The organism is Acinetobacter sp. TTH0-4 (assembly GCF_015602665.1).
In the GTDB taxonomy this organism is placed as follows: Bacteria; Pseudomonadota; Gammaproteobacteria; order Pseudomonadales; family Moraxellaceae; genus Acinetobacter; species Acinetobacter albensis.
In genome coordinates this window covers 1,435,847-1,452,109 of record NZ_CP059079.1, presented here as the reverse complement: position 1 = coordinate 1,452,109, position 16,263 = coordinate 1,435,847, and the positions used below count along the sequence as shown (strand labels likewise).

17 protein-coding genes and 1 pseudogene are annotated in these 16,263 nt (G+C 35.7%); 11 read left to right on the top strand and 7 right to left on the bottom strand.

The features are described from left to right. The first annotated feature begins 115 nt into the window (after positions 1-115). Positions 116-1,339, top strand: a complete 1,224-nt coding sequence (gene gltS / locus H0S58_RS06730) for a sodium/glutamate symporter (protein WP_195727517.1) — start codon at positions 116-118, stop codon at positions 1,337-1,339. Between the two features lie 523 nt (positions 1,340-1,862). On the opposite strand, the pseudogene H0S58_RS14010 reads toward gltS, so the two are convergent. Then, positions 1,863-1,932: pseudogene (locus H0S58_RS14010) on the bottom strand (hypothetical protein); the annotation flags it as partial. Between the two features lie 241 nt (positions 1,933-2,173). On the opposite strand from H0S58_RS14010, the gene H0S58_RS06725 reads away from it, so the two are divergent. The 4 genes from H0S58_RS06725 (at position 2,174) to H0S58_RS06710 (ending at position 4,112) form a co-directional block, all read left to right on the top strand. Continuing rightward, positions 2,174-2,407 carry a hypothetical protein gene (locus H0S58_RS06725; protein ID WP_195727516.1) on the top strand — a complete coding sequence of 78 codons (234 nt, stop codon included), beginning with the start codon at positions 2,174-2,176 and terminating at the stop codon, positions 2,405-2,407. A 151-nt stretch (positions 2,408-2,558) separates the two neighbouring features. Beyond that, positions 2,559-2,846: a hypothetical protein gene (locus H0S58_RS06720; RefSeq protein WP_195727515.1), complete on the top strand. Its 288-nt coding sequence runs from the start codon at positions 2,559-2,561 to the stop codon at positions 2,844-2,846. Positions 2,847-3,687: 841 nt separating this feature from the next. Beyond that, a complete protein-coding gene (locus tag H0S58_RS06715; protein WP_053577981.1) occupies positions 3,688-3,900 on the top strand; it encodes a DUF4177 domain-containing protein in 213 nt (70 codons plus the stop codon). Further along, positions 3,897-4,112 (top strand): hypothetical protein, encoded by a 216-nt coding sequence (locus H0S58_RS06710; protein ID WP_053577980.1) that lies wholly within the window; start codon positions 3,897-3,899, stop codon positions 4,110-4,112. The genes H0S58_RS06715 and H0S58_RS06710 overlap by 4 nt, the downstream gene beginning before the upstream one ends. Before the next feature lie 79 nt (positions 4,113-4,191). Here H0S58_RS06710 and H0S58_RS06705 read toward each other — a convergent pair whose 3' ends face one another. Then, positions 4,192-5,052: an alpha/beta fold hydrolase gene (locus H0S58_RS06705; RefSeq protein ID WP_193894203.1), complete on the bottom strand. Its 861-nt coding sequence runs from the start codon at positions 5,050-5,052 to the stop codon at positions 4,192-4,194. A 122-nt stretch (positions 5,053-5,174) separates the two neighbouring features. Here H0S58_RS06705 and H0S58_RS06700 point away from each other — a divergent pair, with 122 nt between their 5' ends. Then, positions 5,175-5,633, top strand: coding sequence for a hypothetical protein (locus H0S58_RS06700; protein WP_195727514.1), 459 nt, complete (start codon positions 5,175-5,177; stop codon positions 5,631-5,633). A gap of 56 nt (positions 5,634-5,689) precedes the next feature. Here H0S58_RS06700 and H0S58_RS06695 read toward each other — a convergent pair whose 3' ends face one another. Further along, entirely contained in the window at positions 5,690-5,932 is a 243-nt protein-coding gene (locus tag H0S58_RS06695) for a hypothetical protein (RefSeq protein ID WP_195727513.1), read from the bottom strand. 455 nt (positions 5,933-6,387) lie between these two features. After that, positions 6,388-7,680 (bottom strand): branched-chain amino acid transport system II carrier protein, encoded by a 1,293-nt coding sequence (gene brnQ, locus H0S58_RS06690; RefSeq protein ID WP_195727512.1) that lies wholly within the window; start codon positions 7,678-7,680, stop codon positions 6,388-6,390. A gap of 346 nt (positions 7,681-8,026) precedes the next feature. On the opposite strand from brnQ, the gene map reads away from it, so the two are divergent. Further along, positions 8,027-8,821 (top strand): type I methionyl aminopeptidase, encoded by a 795-nt coding sequence (map, locus tag H0S58_RS06685; protein WP_092719150.1) that lies wholly within the window; start codon positions 8,027-8,029, stop codon positions 8,819-8,821. Between the two features lie 389 nt (positions 8,822-9,210). On the opposite strand, the gene H0S58_RS06680 is transcribed toward map, so the two are convergent. The 3 genes from H0S58_RS06680 to H0S58_RS06670 all read right to left on the bottom strand — a co-directional run bounded on the left by H0S58_RS06680 (position 9,211) and on the right by H0S58_RS06670 (position 11,670). Then, entirely contained in the window at positions 9,211-10,110 is a 900-nt protein-coding gene (locus H0S58_RS06680) for a LysR family transcriptional regulator (protein ID WP_053577973.1), read from the bottom strand. A gap of 87 nt (positions 10,111-10,197) precedes the next feature. Then, positions 10,198-11,106: an alpha/beta fold hydrolase gene (locus tag H0S58_RS06675; RefSeq protein ID WP_195727511.1), complete on the bottom strand. Its 909-nt coding sequence runs from the start codon at positions 11,104-11,106 to the stop codon at positions 10,198-10,200. A gap of 18 nt (positions 11,107-11,124) precedes the next feature. Continuing rightward, positions 11,125-11,670, bottom strand: coding sequence for a PadR family transcriptional regulator (locus H0S58_RS06670; RefSeq protein ID WP_195727510.1), 546 nt, complete (start codon positions 11,668-11,670; stop codon positions 11,125-11,127). A 138-nt stretch (positions 11,671-11,808) separates the two neighbouring features. On the opposite strand from H0S58_RS06670, the gene H0S58_RS06665 reads away from it, so the two are divergent. The 4 genes from H0S58_RS06665 (at position 11,809) to H0S58_RS06650 (ending at position 16,027) form a co-directional block, all read left to right on the top strand. Then, the gene (locus H0S58_RS06665) at positions 11,809-13,833 is read left to right on the top strand and encodes an FAD-dependent oxidoreductase (protein ID WP_195727509.1); all 2,025 of its coding nucleotides are present in this window, start codon (positions 11,809-11,811) and stop codon (positions 13,831-13,833) included. A gap of 121 nt (positions 13,834-13,954) precedes the next feature. Further along, positions 13,955-14,365, top strand: coding sequence for a nuclear transport factor 2 family protein (locus tag H0S58_RS06660; RefSeq protein WP_195727508.1), 411 nt, complete (start codon positions 13,955-13,957; stop codon positions 14,363-14,365). Between the two features lie 111 nt (positions 14,366-14,476). After that, on the top strand, positions 14,477-15,580 hold the full coding sequence (locus H0S58_RS06655; protein WP_195727507.1) for a YheT family hydrolase: 1,104 nt from the start codon (positions 14,477-14,479) through the stop codon (positions 15,578-15,580). Positions 15,581-15,796: 216 nt separating this feature from the next. Further along, positions 15,797-16,027, top strand: coding sequence for a hypothetical protein (locus H0S58_RS06650; RefSeq protein ID WP_053577967.1), 231 nt, complete (start codon positions 15,797-15,799; stop codon positions 16,025-16,027). Positions 16,028-16,263: the final 236 nt, after the last annotated feature.

Here is a 16,263-nt window from a genome sequence, read left to right as displayed (position 1 = left end):
TCTTTGATAATATTTGTACAAATGAAACCCAGATAGGCTAAGAATAACAATAACATCTTGTTCGTAACTAATGATTCTGTTTAAAATTAATTAAATAAGCATCATTGGATATCTCATGAATTATCAATTCGATGCATTTTTGACTATAGTCGCAGCGGTTTGCGTATTATTGGTCGGGTATGTATTTGTCAATAAAGTCAGCATACTAAAAAAATACAATATACCCGAACCTGTTGCAGGTGGTTTAGTCGCGGCTATAATTACTTATTTTCTATTTAAAAGTTTTAATATTACGGTGAATTTTGACACCAATATTCAGCAAATTTTTATGCTGATGTTCTTTACCTCCGTGGGATTAAGTGCAAGTTTGGTCAAGCTTAAAGAAGGTGGTAAATCACTACTGGTCTTCTTAGTTTGCGTAATTATATTTGTACTCTTACAAAATTTTGTAGGAATCAGTCTGGCCAAAGTTTTGGGATTAGATCCACTCATTGGCTTAATCACAGGTTCAGTGACATTGACTGGCGGACATGGTACGGCAGGTGCTTGGGGTAGTATCTTTGAACAGGAGCATGGCGTACAAGGCGCAGTTGTATTAGGCATGGCCAGTGCGACATTTGGATTGGTGATTGGCGGTATGATGGGTGGGCCTGTCGCAAAGTTTCTTATACGGCGCTATCAATTAGCTGAAGAAGTTTCACCTGAAACTGGTCGTAATGAAGCACCACCTGCATCGCAAACAGCACCGTTCGAGTACCCAGAAAAAACCCGTCTAATCACCGCAGATGATGCTGTAAAAACGATGGGTATGTTTGCTGTTTGCATTAGTTTTGCTTATTTCATGACTGCAATTGCCAAAGGGCAATGGTTTGAATTACCAACGTTCGTTTGGGCACTCATGTGTGGTGTGATCTTACGTAATATTCTAGAGCATGGTTTGAAAGTTCAAGTGTTTGACCGTTGCATAGATGTTTTTGGGAATGCATCTTTGGCACTATTTCTATCGATGGCTTTAATGTCATTACAGTTATGGTTGCTAGCAGACTTGGCAGGGCCTTTGGTGATTATTCTGATTGTTCAGACCGTTTTCTTAGCTTTGTATCTATATTTTGTGACCTTCCGTGTGATGGGCAAAACTTATGATGCTGCGGTATTGTGTGCCGGTCAATGTGGCGTAAATTTAGGTGCCACTCCAACGGCAATTGCTAATATTCAAGCAGTGACAAATACTTATGGGGCATCTCATAAAGCCTTTTTAATTATTCCACTGACGGGTGCATTCTTTGTCGATATTGTGAATGCATTTGTGATCCAATTTTCAATTGGGATCTTGAGCTAATTCATCTATTACGAATTCTTAAAAATAAAAAAGCACCATTAGGTGCTTTTTTATAACTTATCAATTTTTATAAATTATTAATTTTAGAAAAAAACACTCCATAGTTAAGTTTTTTATAATTTTTGGTTTTGGGGTGGCATAGTTAGTTAATTTGCAGTTAATTTAAAAAAACAATTAAAAACAAAAAATTATTTTAATATTAATGAGTGTGAAAACAGTTGATTAATAAGGTTCTTTTTATTTTATTGGTCATTTTATCTATTTTAGACGTAGTTTACGTTAAATTAGCTCACACTTTACACCAAGATTAGGCCCAAAAATTAAACCTCCTAAAGCTCGAAAAAGTGATGAGTCATATCAAATTAAACTCATGTTTAATGGCAGGCGTATTAGTGCAATAACAGATATTTTTGAACGTCGCACCACTACTCACGATCCTTTTTTAGATAAAACCAAGTGTGTTAGCCAAATTTTAAAGCTGATAAAGTGTTTGTTTTTAATTTCGAATCTTAGCTTTCACTCATACTGGCTCATCAAAAGCTACGCATATAACTTCTTGAACAATATTTGAGGTATTCACTTGGAGAAAGCTGAAATCAAGCATAAAATAGGAAGAATATTTAGATGATGAAAGTATTATATAATCAATAGTTTAAAGGCAGTATGGATAGATTGACCTTGCGCAAGGAATATGGCCTATTTCAGCTATAGTGGACGTAGCTATAGTAATTCACTTAGGATTTCAAAAGAAGTTCGCAGAAATGTGGGCTTTTTTGACATTGATTGGTCATACAAATAAAGGATAATAGGCACTTTATTTTTGAACTCTTTTTTATGCCCACAGTTGATATTAATAAGTTAAACACTATTTTTAGTGATGTAATCGCAAGAAATAAAAAACCTGAAAAAATATTAATAGGCTATAAAGTTTACGCAGAGTTGATGAATGATCGCAGCTTCTTTGAAGAAGTAGTGGGCTCCGCAATGGATCCAAATAAGCGGACATACAAAAAAATTAAAATTACTCAAGATGACAGTCAGCTTGAAGTAAAGTGTTCAAGGGAATAGATTTAAATATCAAGAAAAGCTCATCGAAAAGGTGGGCTTTTTTATAGCGATATCTTTAGTCGTAGTGGTTTAAATTGAATGCTGCCACGAGATAATTTAATTAGTATCACTTATTGCTGATATAGTACTTTCTTACTAGGACATGTCTAATATGAAAGATACTTATAGATATCTATATACTCGTATCAGTATATTTGGTTTTTTACCGACGCATAAAGTGTTTGTGAGCAATACCAGTAAAAAATCAAAATTAATTTTTGCTGATAATACTTTTATGTATGGTCTTATTTCTGATTGGGCTTTGAATAATTCAGATTTTGGGAGTGATAAAGTTACATGGCTAGAAGAACCTAAATCCTATTTAGAGAATGAAATAAAGAAATTGGGGCTGTATCGATCTTCTCATCCTGAATTTGTAACAGAATCAGAAATTCAATAGATTTATTTGCATTATCTAGATATTGAAAATGATTTTTAGATTTAAATTAATAAAGATTGTATTAGACCTAATAAGACGTATACAGGCACCTCGTTGATGCGGGATGGAGCAGTATGGTAGCTCGTCGGACTCATAACCCGAAGGTCGTTTGTTCAAATCCAGCTCACGCTACCAACGAAAAAGATTCAAAGTTTATACTCTAATTAGTTTTATGTTTCTTGGGGTTTTTTTAGATCTAGATTTTCGCTGTGATCGCTTACTGATTGATCAAAACTTTTACATTTTATGAAGTCTACCTAATTCCGTAAATTTATTGAGTAAGGTTGGAGTAATCGGGTGCTGCCCAATCTAAAACATATAATTTAATGAGGCTCTAAATAAGGCCTGTAACCATTCAGTAGTAGGATCAAACCAAATCGAGATGTTTCCTCAATTGATTAAAGTTCGATTGTAAAAGCACCAATTCTTTGTATAGTAGATTATAGTTGTAAGCCTATTCATTCGGAAATGATATTGCTGAACAACCTTTTATGGTAGGTTGGTGCAACAAAGCGGTTGCAAAGTATGGATGACTTTCTGCTTGCGTCAGTATTACGCCAATTAATTATAAGTTATTAATTTTAGACAATAAAAAACCCCATGGTTAGGGGTTAGTCGTATACAAGTCAAGCTCATATACTGTAAGAGGCTCATCTCAAACTGAGGGTATTAAAACATAAAAATAATTCAAAAACATCAAGTGATTGCTTTTAAATTCTATATTATTAAAAATAAAAATGTATACTCAGGACTGAGTTTTAAAATAATGCCTAAAATTAACCTTTAAAAAAGAAATTTATAAATGAAAGAATATAAAGTTGTTATTTATCAAGAGGGGTTATTGGGATCTTTACTGTTTGGTTCATCCAAAGTAGACCCAGTAAAATTTACCAATTTTTTAAATCAAAATGCTGCACAAGGTTGGTCAGTGATCACGATGGAAAAAGATATTCGCCGTATGTTACTGTTTTGGAAACGTGAAGCTTATGTGGTTATTTTGGAAAGAGTGAAATGAAATATGGTGTGATTAGTTCACTGACAATTTCAGTTTTATGGGCTTTACTTGCAATTGTCCAATTATGGTTTTCAGTTTTAACGAGTGAAAACTTTATGAAAATCACGATATCTGCAGCAATTTTGGTTGGAGTTATTGTGATCGTTAGTTTAGTTGTCCGAGAATATTTGTCTGATAAAAAACTCAAAAAAGAAGGTTTTATTGATGAATAATAAAGTCAAAAACAATAAATGAGTCATTAAGATAAAGACTCCTAAAATGAAAATATCATTTTAGGAGTTTAAATCTAAACTAAACAGCCAATTGTTGTTCAATGACTGACCATAAATTTTGATGTGATTTTTTGAACATAAGCATATGACCAATGGCTTTATGCGCATAGTGTTTAGGTTGCAGTTCAATCATTTGGGTATTGGCGTTCGGATATAAGCGCAATAAATCTTTTACATTGGCTTCTGTCGCAATTTCATCATCTGATGACCAGATTGAGATAATAGGACAATTAATCTCGGCATGGTAATCTTGAAATACAGTTTTACCTATCGCATTCAGGACATATCCAGGTTTGCTGCAAAATTGTGCCCATTGTTGAGCAACATCTTTAGGTAAGTTCTCACCCATACCAATCGCTTGAGTTGGCCCATATCCTTGCGTAATACGTGCTAATGGAAAAATAACATTAAACATCAACGGTGCCAGTAATTTCGTTTTACCTTTTAAACCTTTGATATGTCCAGTTGAGCCTGAAACAGCAATTACTTTGGCAACTTTTTGATAATTTGGCACAATTCCCAGAAGTTGACCGCCTGCGCTATGACCTAATAATATTACTTGCTCTGCTTGAGTTTTACATAAGAGCGTGTCAATTGCAGCAGGAATATCAAGTTGTCCCCACTGTACAATGCTGGCTTGAGATTGCTTGAGCGGGCCATGTAAAGAACGGCCAATACCACGAAAATCAAAGCTTAAAACATCATAACCTTGAGTGGTTAGCCATTCTGCAAATGCTTGGTAAAAGTGTTGAGTAATACCTGTAGCAGGACAAATTAAAACAGGATAGCGCTTATGATTGGTTTTTTGATTGGGATAAAAACGTCCACTTAAGCAATAACCATCTTTGCAGTTAATTTCTAGGCTTTCAAAAATAGTCATATTAAATACGCACATTCATTTTTCTTAGTTGTACTGTACCCAAATTCTAAAAACAAACTTGCATAATTCATGACTTTAAAGTCAGAATAGCGTTCTAAAAATAAGGATATAAATCAATCAGTATGGAAAATTTAAATTATTCAGTGATCTGGGCAATTGTATTTAGTGGGGTTTTTCTTTGGGTAGGTATGCTTACTGGCGTATGGAAATATTATCAAATCCGTTGTTCAGCACAATCGCGCGCTCATTACTACGTCGATATTGCACATAGAAGCAGCTTATTGTACGCACCAGCCAGTTTAATTCTTGCTGTTTTGGCTTATTTTTCAGTATGGATAGAAGAAATAAACTTAATCTTTGTCTTAATCAATCTTTTCTTTTTTAGCTTTTCAATTTTAAGCTATATATTGCATGGCTGGTTAAAAGACACTACGAATCAATTTAAACAACCTCACCAAATGGGACGTTGGCACTTACCAAAATGGGTGTTAAGCAGCGCTATGTTGTTATTGGTTATAGGGGAGTTGGTGGCTACAGCCGGATTATTAGGTGGTGCGGTGATTGGTTTATTTAAACTTTAATATGATTTTTATTATTTTATTTTTTTCTTAGGATGGGTGAGTGGCTCACCCATCTTCTATTCTGTAGAGTTACTCTGTTTCTGATAACGATACTTTTGATCGACCACTGCCCAAATGTAAAAGGCAATTGAAGCAATAAAAGCATACATAAAGAATTCTGGTTTCAGATTACCTTGAATTAAACCATGCATGATGAGAATCACCATGAGACCAATTGTGGTACTTAAATAGGTGACCATATTTTTGTTTGCTTTTAGAGCGTTAATGAAGACTTGCTTGTTGAAATGTAATGATAACATCTCCACCCCTCCTATAATTTTCGACTTAAACCAAATTGTTTTACTCAACTTCGTTCTATTGTTTTACTTCTTATTTTGGTGTATTTCAAGGGCTGTTTTCATAATTTTGCAATAAAACTATGCTAATGCGAACTTATGTATGACTATTTTATTTTAAATGTAAATATATGGTATTTTTTAAGAGCATAACCTGAGTTATTTTATTATTGATCAGAAATCAAAAGATTCATCATGAGAATAAATAGTTTATTGAAATTACGATAATAAGGACGATCGTGCGTTATTCAAAAGTGAACACAATATATGGTTGAAATTATTCACGCCATGTCTAGATAATTTTTCAATCTACTGATGATGCAAACAATAAAACTCTGTTTGGGTAAAACACGATGCTTTATTGATTGGGTTAAAATCAGGTTTGGGTAAAACTTGATTTTAAATACTATCAGTTTTGCTTATTTTCTGACCTTATCTAGCACAATCGCAATCACTAGCACACATAGAGAAGGAAGAAGCCATGCTAAATTTTGTTCGTTTAAGGGTAAATGTTGAATAAAATCAGGTAAATATGATTCAAAACCAGTGACTTTTACAGCATCGAATAAACCAAATAAAAATGCAATTGCAGTAACAGGTGCAACGACAGAGGAAGGACGATTAAAAAATTTCCAAAAGAAACTCAGTAATATAACCACAATTGCAGGTGGGTAAATCGCACTTAAAACAGGCACTGAAACAGTAATCAGCTTGGTCAAGCCCAAGTTAGAGATAATAAACGAGAAGCCAATTAAGATAAAAACTAAAATTTTATACGGAATTTTAGTCAGTTCAGAAAAGTACTCTGCGCATGCACAGGTTAAACCGATCGCGGTGACCATACAGGCCAGAAAAATCATCGCTGTTAAAAATAACGATCCCACATCACCAAACGCATGCTGTACATAGGCATGTAAAATAACAGCTCCATTTGCAGCATTGGGTGCAACTTCGTGACTGCCTAAACCCAGCTTAAATAAGCTTAAATAGACTAAGGTTAAACCTACACCTGAAATTAAACTGGCGATGACAGCATATTTAGTGACCAGTTTTTTATCAGTTACTCCGCGCGAATGAATGGCATGAATAATTACAATACCAAAAACCAAAGCACCTAAAGTATCCATGGTTAGATAACCATTCACGAAACCTTCGGAGACTGGAGCAGTAACATAATTATTAATTGCAGGTGGGATAAATCCAGCAGGTATCGCAAATGCAGCAATTCCAAGTATCGCTAAAGAAATAATTTTTAATGGTGCGAGAAAATGCCCCACAGTATCAAGGAGTTTATTTGGATAAAGTGATACGACAGTCACGATTGCAAAATAAATAGCACTATAAATAAGTAAGCTGCTACTTGATGTACCAAAATATGAAGAAAATCCAATTTCATATGAAACCGTTGCTGTACGAGGCGTTGCAAACAAAGGTCCAACTGCTAAATAACACACCACAGTTAAAATTAAACTTGATATTTTACCTAAGGGTGAACTTAAATTTTGGATAGAACCTTCAACGCGTGATAAAGCCATAATGGTGATGACAGGTAGGCCAACGGCCGTGATTAGAAAGCCAAATGCAGCCAACCATACATGTTCACCCGCTTGTTGAGCGACAATAGGAGGAAAGATAATATTGCCAGCACCAATAAAAAGTGCGAAGGTCATAAAACCTAAAGCAACAATATCTCGAGTACGAAGATTTGTCATAGAAAGGGAGAGGGTCGAGCAAAAAGGGCAATTTTAGAGGATACACAAATTTTTGGGTACTTTATTTTATGTAAGTTGTAGATTTTATTTATAAACAAATAAAAAGCTATATTAAATAAAAAAAATAAAATTTTATTTATATTACTGATTTTTTTATTAAAAAAAGATAATTTATTTTTTACTTTATTTCTAAACCTCTTTTAGCGATGATGATCGCAAGTTTAAAAATTATACATTCAGCGTGGGTGAATCGTTGTACTGAATAATGAATGACTTAATAATCTGTAATTAAACAAAAAAATAATAAAAGGTTTATAATCTTAATGATCCCAGATGAGAATAAATAATGAAAGCTTCTACTATTACAATTAAAACTGAGCAAGATATCGAAAAACTCCGTATTTCTGGGCGATTGGCTGCTCAAGTTTTAGAAATGATAGGGAAGTATGTTCAGCCGGGTGTGACGACAGAATATTTGGACGATATTTGTAATGATTATATTGTAAATACTTTAAAAGTGACGCCAGCAAATGTTGGCTATTATGGTTACACCAAAACGACGTGTATTTCCCCAAATGAAGTGGTGTGTCATGGTATTCCCTCAGCAGCAACTATTTTAAAAGATGGGGATATTCTGAATATTGATGTTGCGATTATCAAAGATGATTATTTTGGCGATACCAGTCGCATGTATTATGTTGGCAGTGTTAAACCTGAAGCGAAAAAATTGGTTGAAACGACTTATGAAGCAATGGTTGCGGGTATCCATGCAGTAAAGCCAGATGCAACCTTGGGCGATATTGGATTTGCCATTCAATCAGTAGCACAGCGCGAAGGCTATAGCATTGTTCGTGAATATTGTGGTCATGGAATTGGTAAAATTTATCATGAACAACCTAATGTTCTGCATTATGGGCAAGCAGGACAAGGTTTAAAACTGAAGAAAGGCATGGTCTTTACAATTGAGCCTATGGTCAATGCGGGTAAAGCACGAGTAAAAGAGCTTAAAGATGGTTGGACTGTGGTGACAGCAGATGGTTCATTAACAGCACAATGGGAGCATATGGTTGCTGTAACGGATACAGGTTTTGAATTATTGTCACCTTGGCCAGAAGGAACAGGTTCATATCCAGCAATTTAAAAGATTTATTTTAATGATAAAATATGGTTTTAGACTTTAGTAGAACTAAATTCTGATTCCACATAAATAAAGTGTTTTAAACGATAAAAACTTCCTGCAATATCTGATTTTATTTGGTGTTTGACTGTTTTTGAGTAAATTTTAAGATATTTTATCTATTAGATAAAAGCGTGTTTTATTTGTATTATAGACAAATAGAATCTAGCTGTAGTTTCTTATCTTAGTTTATAAGCTTATCCACCTCGGGTAAGCTTTTTTTTATCAAAAATTTTCTTCAGTGAGAAGAATGAGCTGATTGTCGCTTTGAGCTAGATTCAAAATTAGAAATTTTCAATTTTAATCATTTATTGTTTAAGATTTCTATCATTTACGGCTAGATCACAGCCATCTTAATATTTGCTGAGTTGCTTGACCAAATAGTCGATAAGTACACGTACAGCTGGAAGTTGTCCGCGTCGTGAAGGATAAACTGCGTGTAGAATACCATGGGGCGCTTTCCAGTTAGGCAACACACGCACCAGTTCACCACTTTCAATATAGTCTTGAGCAATGGTATCTGGTAAGAGTGCAATGCCACAATTTTGTCTAGCCAGTTGTGCCAACATCATTAAATCAGAACCCATCACGACTGGATTAACTTTAATTTTTTTCTGATGATTGTCTTCATCGTGCACCACAATATGTTGATCTAAATGCTCATCGACCATACTCAGAATACGATGCTCACTTAAGTCTTCAGGCTGTTTCAAGTCACCGTATTGGTTCAAATAAGCTTGGCTTGCAAATAAGTGCTGTTCAATTTTTTCAAATTTGCGTAGCACTAAAGTGGGATCATCATCAAGATTAGAGCGAACGCGTAGCGCAATATCAATGCCTTCATTAATAATATCGACACGGCGATTACTGACAATTAACTGAACTTTAATTTCAGGATAGGTTTTTAAAAACTCAGGCAAAATTTTTGCAATTTCATTTTGTGCAATCGAAACCGGTAGGCTCATTTTAATGACCCCACGTGGTTGAATACTTAAATGATCAACCAAATCATGCGCAGCTTGAGCCGCAGTCATCATTACTTGTGCATGACGATAAACATTCATCCCAATATCGGTGACTGCAAAATGACGTGAACTCCGCTGAATTAGACGAACACCCAAACGCTCTTCAAGATTGTGCACTCGACGACTTAATTTGGATTTTGGAATATCGGTTGCGCGTTCTGCTGCACTAAATCCGCCATGTTCGACCACCATAGCAAAGCAATAAAAATCATCAAGATCGGACAGCATTTAAAAATTCCATTGATGCAACAATCCCGTTAATTAAAGATTTATCGTTGCAATTTGTCAATTTTAAATTTCGTTTATCTGAATTATTTATACAGGATTTTTTAAAAAACGAGCAATTTCACGGCTAAATTTAATTGGTTCACTAATTAAAGGAGTATGCCCAGATTTTTTAAATATAATTTGGGTTGAATTTTGCACACTATTCGCAATGATCTTTTGGCCTTGAGAGGGGTATAAAGAAGATTTTTCACCAATAAAGAAAGTTGTGGGACAATCAAGTTGTGCCACTGCTTCGCGATAATCCTCGTTATGGTTAAGGTAATTATTGATATACCAAGCCAGATAATCTAAACGTTGAATGGGTAAAATTAATGGTTGTAATTTAGGTTGCTTTAATGCCACTTTAAACAGAAGCGGTACAATTTTATTGCTGGCTTGTAATTCAATAAAACTGAGCCAAAGTTTCACCAGTTCTTGTTGATGTATTGGCTCTAGATCTTTAAATAAACGTGTTTGCGGGTTGGATGCTAGCAAGATGGAAATTTGAGCTAAAAGCGCTTTAAATTCACCTTGACGCCGACTGAGCAAACCATATTGCCATGTTTCATCTACTGAAATTTTAGGCGTTTGATCAATATGCAGATAAGACTTTATCTTTTGATGAAAATTGCCATATTGCATGCCATGCATGGCAGTAGATGCCCCCATTGAATAAGCAATTACAGAAAATTGCTCTAATTTAAGTTGTTCAATCAGGCTTGTGATATCAGTCCAATGACTTGGAATTGCATCTAGAGTTGGGATGCGGCAATTATGTGAACCACCAAAACCACGCCAGTCTGGAATAATAAATTTAAATTTTTGAGTATGAGGATATAAAAAAGGTAACCATTGCCAACTTTGCATGCCTAAACCAGATAGAACCAATACGGGCTTCCCTTGGCCAAACTCTCGTACAAAAAGTAGCTCACCATCTGGCATAGCATAGTAGGACATGTTTATTATTTCCTTAGATTATTCTTGTTCATCAAAAATTTTTAATTGCGGAATAAGCATCTCTAACCAGCTAATCCAGCCTATTTCTAAATCAATTCCAAGTTGTAAAATCATTTTGTGGATAAATTGTGTTCGATTATGATTATGCCCATCTGCAAAATCTTTTGCAAAAATAGTTCGATAGGTTTTGAGCTTTTGTTGATGTAAATGTAGATGACGCTCGAGTTCAGGCAACAAACTTTTTCCACCTAACTGAGCTTCAGCCCTTAAACGCACCATGAGTTCTTCACGTAATTGCGCGGGTGGACTTTGTTTGACCATCCAATCAGCTAATTCGATACGTCCTAATGCTTCAACCTGATAGGTTTTTTTTCGACTGCTGCTGTCGGGCTGTTCAAGCGTCGATATCCATTTTTTTTCTTGCATACCGCTCAGTTCGCGATAAATTTGTTGATGTGTTGCATTCCAGAAAAAGCCCATAGAACGATCAAAACGACGTGCTAAATCAATACCTGTACTGGGTTTCTCAATTAAGCTGGTCAATAAAACATGGGCTAAAGACATAGACGGCTCAGTCAGTAAATATTTACCTAATCATTATGCAACATGTTGCATAAAAATCAAATCTAGAATATAAAATATGCAACAAATTGCATTAATTGAAATATAAGCCAGCTGTATTAAGCGCGCCAAGGAGATTGTATGTCTAACTATCCTCATTTGTTAGCCCCTTTAGATTTAGGTTTTACCACTTTAAAAAACCGAGTTTTGATGGGATCTATGCATGTCGGTTTAGAAGAAGCACCACAGGGCTACCAACGTATGGCGGCTTTCTATGCTGAACGTGCACAAGGTGGTGTTGGGCTCATTGTGACGGGCGGTATTGCACCGAATGATGCGGGTTTAACCTTTGCTGGTGGCGCAAAACTTGACAGTCTAGAAGAAGCAGAAAAACATAAAGTGATTACACAGGCTGTACATGATGCAGGTGGTCAAATTGCCATGCAGATTTTGCATACGGGTCGTTATTCTTATCAGCCCGATTTAGTTGCACCTTCTGCTATTCAAGCGCCTATTAATCCCACTAAACCGCATGCCTTAAGCTCAGCCGAAGTCCATCAAACCATTGCTGACTTTGTAAATTGTGCAAAACTGGCGCAATACGCAGGTTATGACGGCGTTGAAATTATGGGGTCGGAAGGTTATCTCATTAACGAGTTTATTGCTGCACGTACCAATCATCGTGATGATGAGTGGGGTGGTCATTATGAAAATCGTATCCGTTTCCCAATTGAGATTGTAAAACGCACACGTGAAGAAGTGGGTGAACATTTTATTATTATTTATCGTTTATCTATGCTCGATCTGGTCGAAGGTGGTTCAACTTTTGATGAAGTAGTGCATCTTGCCAAAGAAATTGAAAAAGCAGGTGCAACCATTATCAATACGGGAATTGGTTGGCATGAAGCCCGTATTCCAACCATTGCGACCAAAGTGCCACGTGCGGCATTTACGTGGGTAACGGAAAAACTTAAAGGTTTAGTCAATGTTCCATTGATTACATCAAACCGGATTAATACACCTGAAATGGCGGAACATGTACTGGCTTCAGGTCATGCGGATATAGTATCAATGGCACGTCCAATGCTTGCAGATGCTTTCTTTGTTCAAAAAGCGGAACAAGGTCGTAGTGATGAAATTAATACCTGTATTGGTTGCAACCAAGCGTGTTTAGATCATATTTTCTCAATGCAAATTGCCACATGTTTAGTCAATCCACGGGCATGCTATGAAACAGAACTGATTTTTAAAGAAACAACTTTGACTAAAAATATCGCCGTGATTGGAGCTGGGCTTGCCGGTTTGAGCTTTGCAACCTATGCGGCAGATCGTGGACATAAAGTCACCTTATATGAAGCAGCCAATCAGATTGGTGGACAATTTAATATTGCGAAAACTGTTCCAGGAAAAGAAGAGTTTTATGAAACTTTACGTTATTTTCAGCGCAAAATTGAATTACAACCCAATATTCAACTGGTTTTAAATCACCAAGCGACGTATGAAGCACTTTCTAAATCGGACTACGATGAGATTGTGGTTGCAACAGGGGTTACGCCACGCCATTTAGATATTCAGGGTATCGATCACCCTAAAGTATTGACTTATTTAGAGGTATTGAAAGAGCGTAAGCCTGTGGGTCAACGTGTTGCTATTATTGGTGCTGGTGGGATTGGTTTTGATACGGCAGAATATTTAAGTCATGAAGGTCAAAGCGCCAGTCTCAACCCTGAAAAATTCTATGATGAATGGGGTATTGATACCAATTATGCCCATGTCGGGGGGCTAAAAAATCCTGTATTGGAACAATCCAATCGAGAAATTTATTTATTACAACGTAAATCAAAGGCTGTTGGTGCAGGTTTGGGTAAAACTACTGGTTGGATTCATCGCACAGGCTTAAAACATCGTGAAGTGAAAATGATTGCAGGCGCCAGTTATGAAAAAATTGATGATCAAGGCTTACATATTTTAGTTAATGGTCAAGCCACTGTATTAGAGGTAGACAATGTAGTGATTTGTGCAGGTCAAGAACCTTTTACCGCCATGTTTGAGCAATTAAAAGCTGAGGGGAAAAATGTGCATTTAATTGGTGGTGCTAAAGAAGCAGGTGAATTAGATGCAAAACGTGCCATTCGTCAAGGTGCAGATTTGGCAGCAGTCATTTAAACAGACAAAGCCCTCTCCCTTTGGGGGAGGGCTAAATCAATGGATTTCCACTAGAAACAAAATGATAGAAACAAAGAACTCTTTTCTCTCAATTGAAATATAAAATTATAAGGAAATAAAAATGGCTTTAGCAAATACGCAAACCGCCGTACAGCGCTGGCATGAAATGCTAGAAACCCGCGATATGTCAATATTGAATGATTTACTTGCAGATGATGTGATCTTTCGTTCACCGATTGCATTTAATCCCTATGTTGGTAAACAAATTGTATTTTTCATTTTATCAAACGTGATTGAGATTTTTGAAAATTTTACCTACCACCGAGCGTTTTATACCTCAGACCGAATGAGTGTTGTACTTGAGTTTTCGGCTAATGTAACCGAAAAAAAATTAAAAGGCATTGATATGATTTGCTTTAATGATCAAGGAAAAATTATTGATTTTGAAGTGATGCTACGTCCTAAAAGTGGGCTAGAAGCTTTGGCTGCACAAATGGGACAGCGTTTGGCGGCATTTACCCCAAAAGTTTAACTGAGTAAAATTTTAAGGTGAAAATTGAGATAAAAGATCGTGTAAATTATTTAGGGTGAATATGAAGCCTATTATTTTAAATTTGCATTAATCTCCCAAGGTGAAATACACATGAAATTGCCGGTCAAAAAAATAACGCACTGGGTACAAAATATTGTTGATCAGTTATCTGGAGCCGAAATACCGAAATTGTATTTTGATCCAAAAGGACAGGCGCAACAATGGATTGGTCAATTACCTCAACTCAATCACAAATATCGTCCAACGCCATGGTTGTCTAATACTCATCTGCATTTAATGTATTTTGATTTGATTAAGAAAAAGAATGTTCAGCTACAGTATGATGCAATTGAGCACTTACACATGGCTGACGGTGGTATTACTGCTATTGCATGGTACGGATTACATTTGCCTGAAAGTACACCGACGATTGTTCTTATGCATACCTTAACGGGAACGCCTGAAAGCATGTCTGAGGTAGTTCACGATTTACATCGTTATACGGGTTGGCGGATTGCATTATGTTTACGACGTGGTCATGCAAACTTACCTATGATGGTTGCTAAAATCTCTATTTTTGGTTCGACCTCTGATTTGCGCGAACAAATTGAATATATTCAAACCAAATTTGCTCATTCTACTTTGTATGCGGTCGGATCGTCAGCAGGGACAGGACTATTGGTACGATATTTAGGGGAACAAGGCGAGCAAACGCCGTTTAAAGCAGCTTTTGCACTTTGCCCAGGTTATGACACAGAACTGGGCTTCAAAAATGTGCATCCCTTTTATAGTAAAATTATGACCAAAAAATTATTTCAGTCATTTATTCATCCTTATTCGACCACATGGCAAAAAACAGCGTCACTCACTCAAGTGCTTGCCACTCGAAGTTTGGCTGATTTCCAGTACCGTTATTTTGAAATGGCAGGTTATCAGAGCTTTGAAGCTTATAATCAGGCCACCAATCCTATTTTTGTATTTGAAAACATTACCATTCCACTGATGGTGTTAAATGTAGAAGATGATCCTGTGTGTCGTATACAAAATCTAGAACCGTATAAAACGGTGATTCAGAATATGCCAAATATTATGGTGGTCACCACAAGAAAGGGCAGTCATTGTGGATTTTACGAAGGATTAAAACAAACTAATTCTTGGGCGACACGATTAATTTCAGATTTTTTAATCAATCAGCATCAACAAGAATTACTTTAGCGGTATTGATGAAATATTTAGATGCAATTAATATGAGCAAGGCTAATGGTTTAATAAGAATTGAATCAGTTTTTCTGTTATACTTATTGCAACAAGTATGAAAATGTTCTCTTTTTGAAATTGATAGAAATATTATATTAGTCTAAGTGATCGAAATAAAAGTTGTTTTGAAATGCCAATGGTGGTGTTTCTGTAGATGTTAAAAAATTGGTGTAAATGTTGAATAATATAGAAAATTTAATTGCAAAATCTGTAAATGGTAGTGAAATAATTGTATCGTTGGTTCCATCAAAAAAGATGCAAAGTACGCGTGATGGGTTTAAGTGGGTTGAAGTTGGAAAAAAAGTATTACTTCAATCTGGTGTAGAAATTGATTTAAACCTTGATGGTCGTAGCTTCTATACAGATGTAAATGAAATGTTTAAATTCACGTCTCGTGTAAATTAAACCACATTAAAAATGCTCTTTAAAACCGCCATAAGGCGGTTTTTTGGTTTTCAAAGTACTGTGTATATTTTTAGATGTTTTGTGCGTGTTTAAGAAATCAATTTTTACAATTTTATGTTGTTATGAGCACTTTTTGTCACTTTTTGTCATTATTAAGTAATCATAATCCCCGTATAACTAATACTTCACTTTCAAGAAGTGAGTGGGGTATGAGAACTTTAGAATTATTATTAACA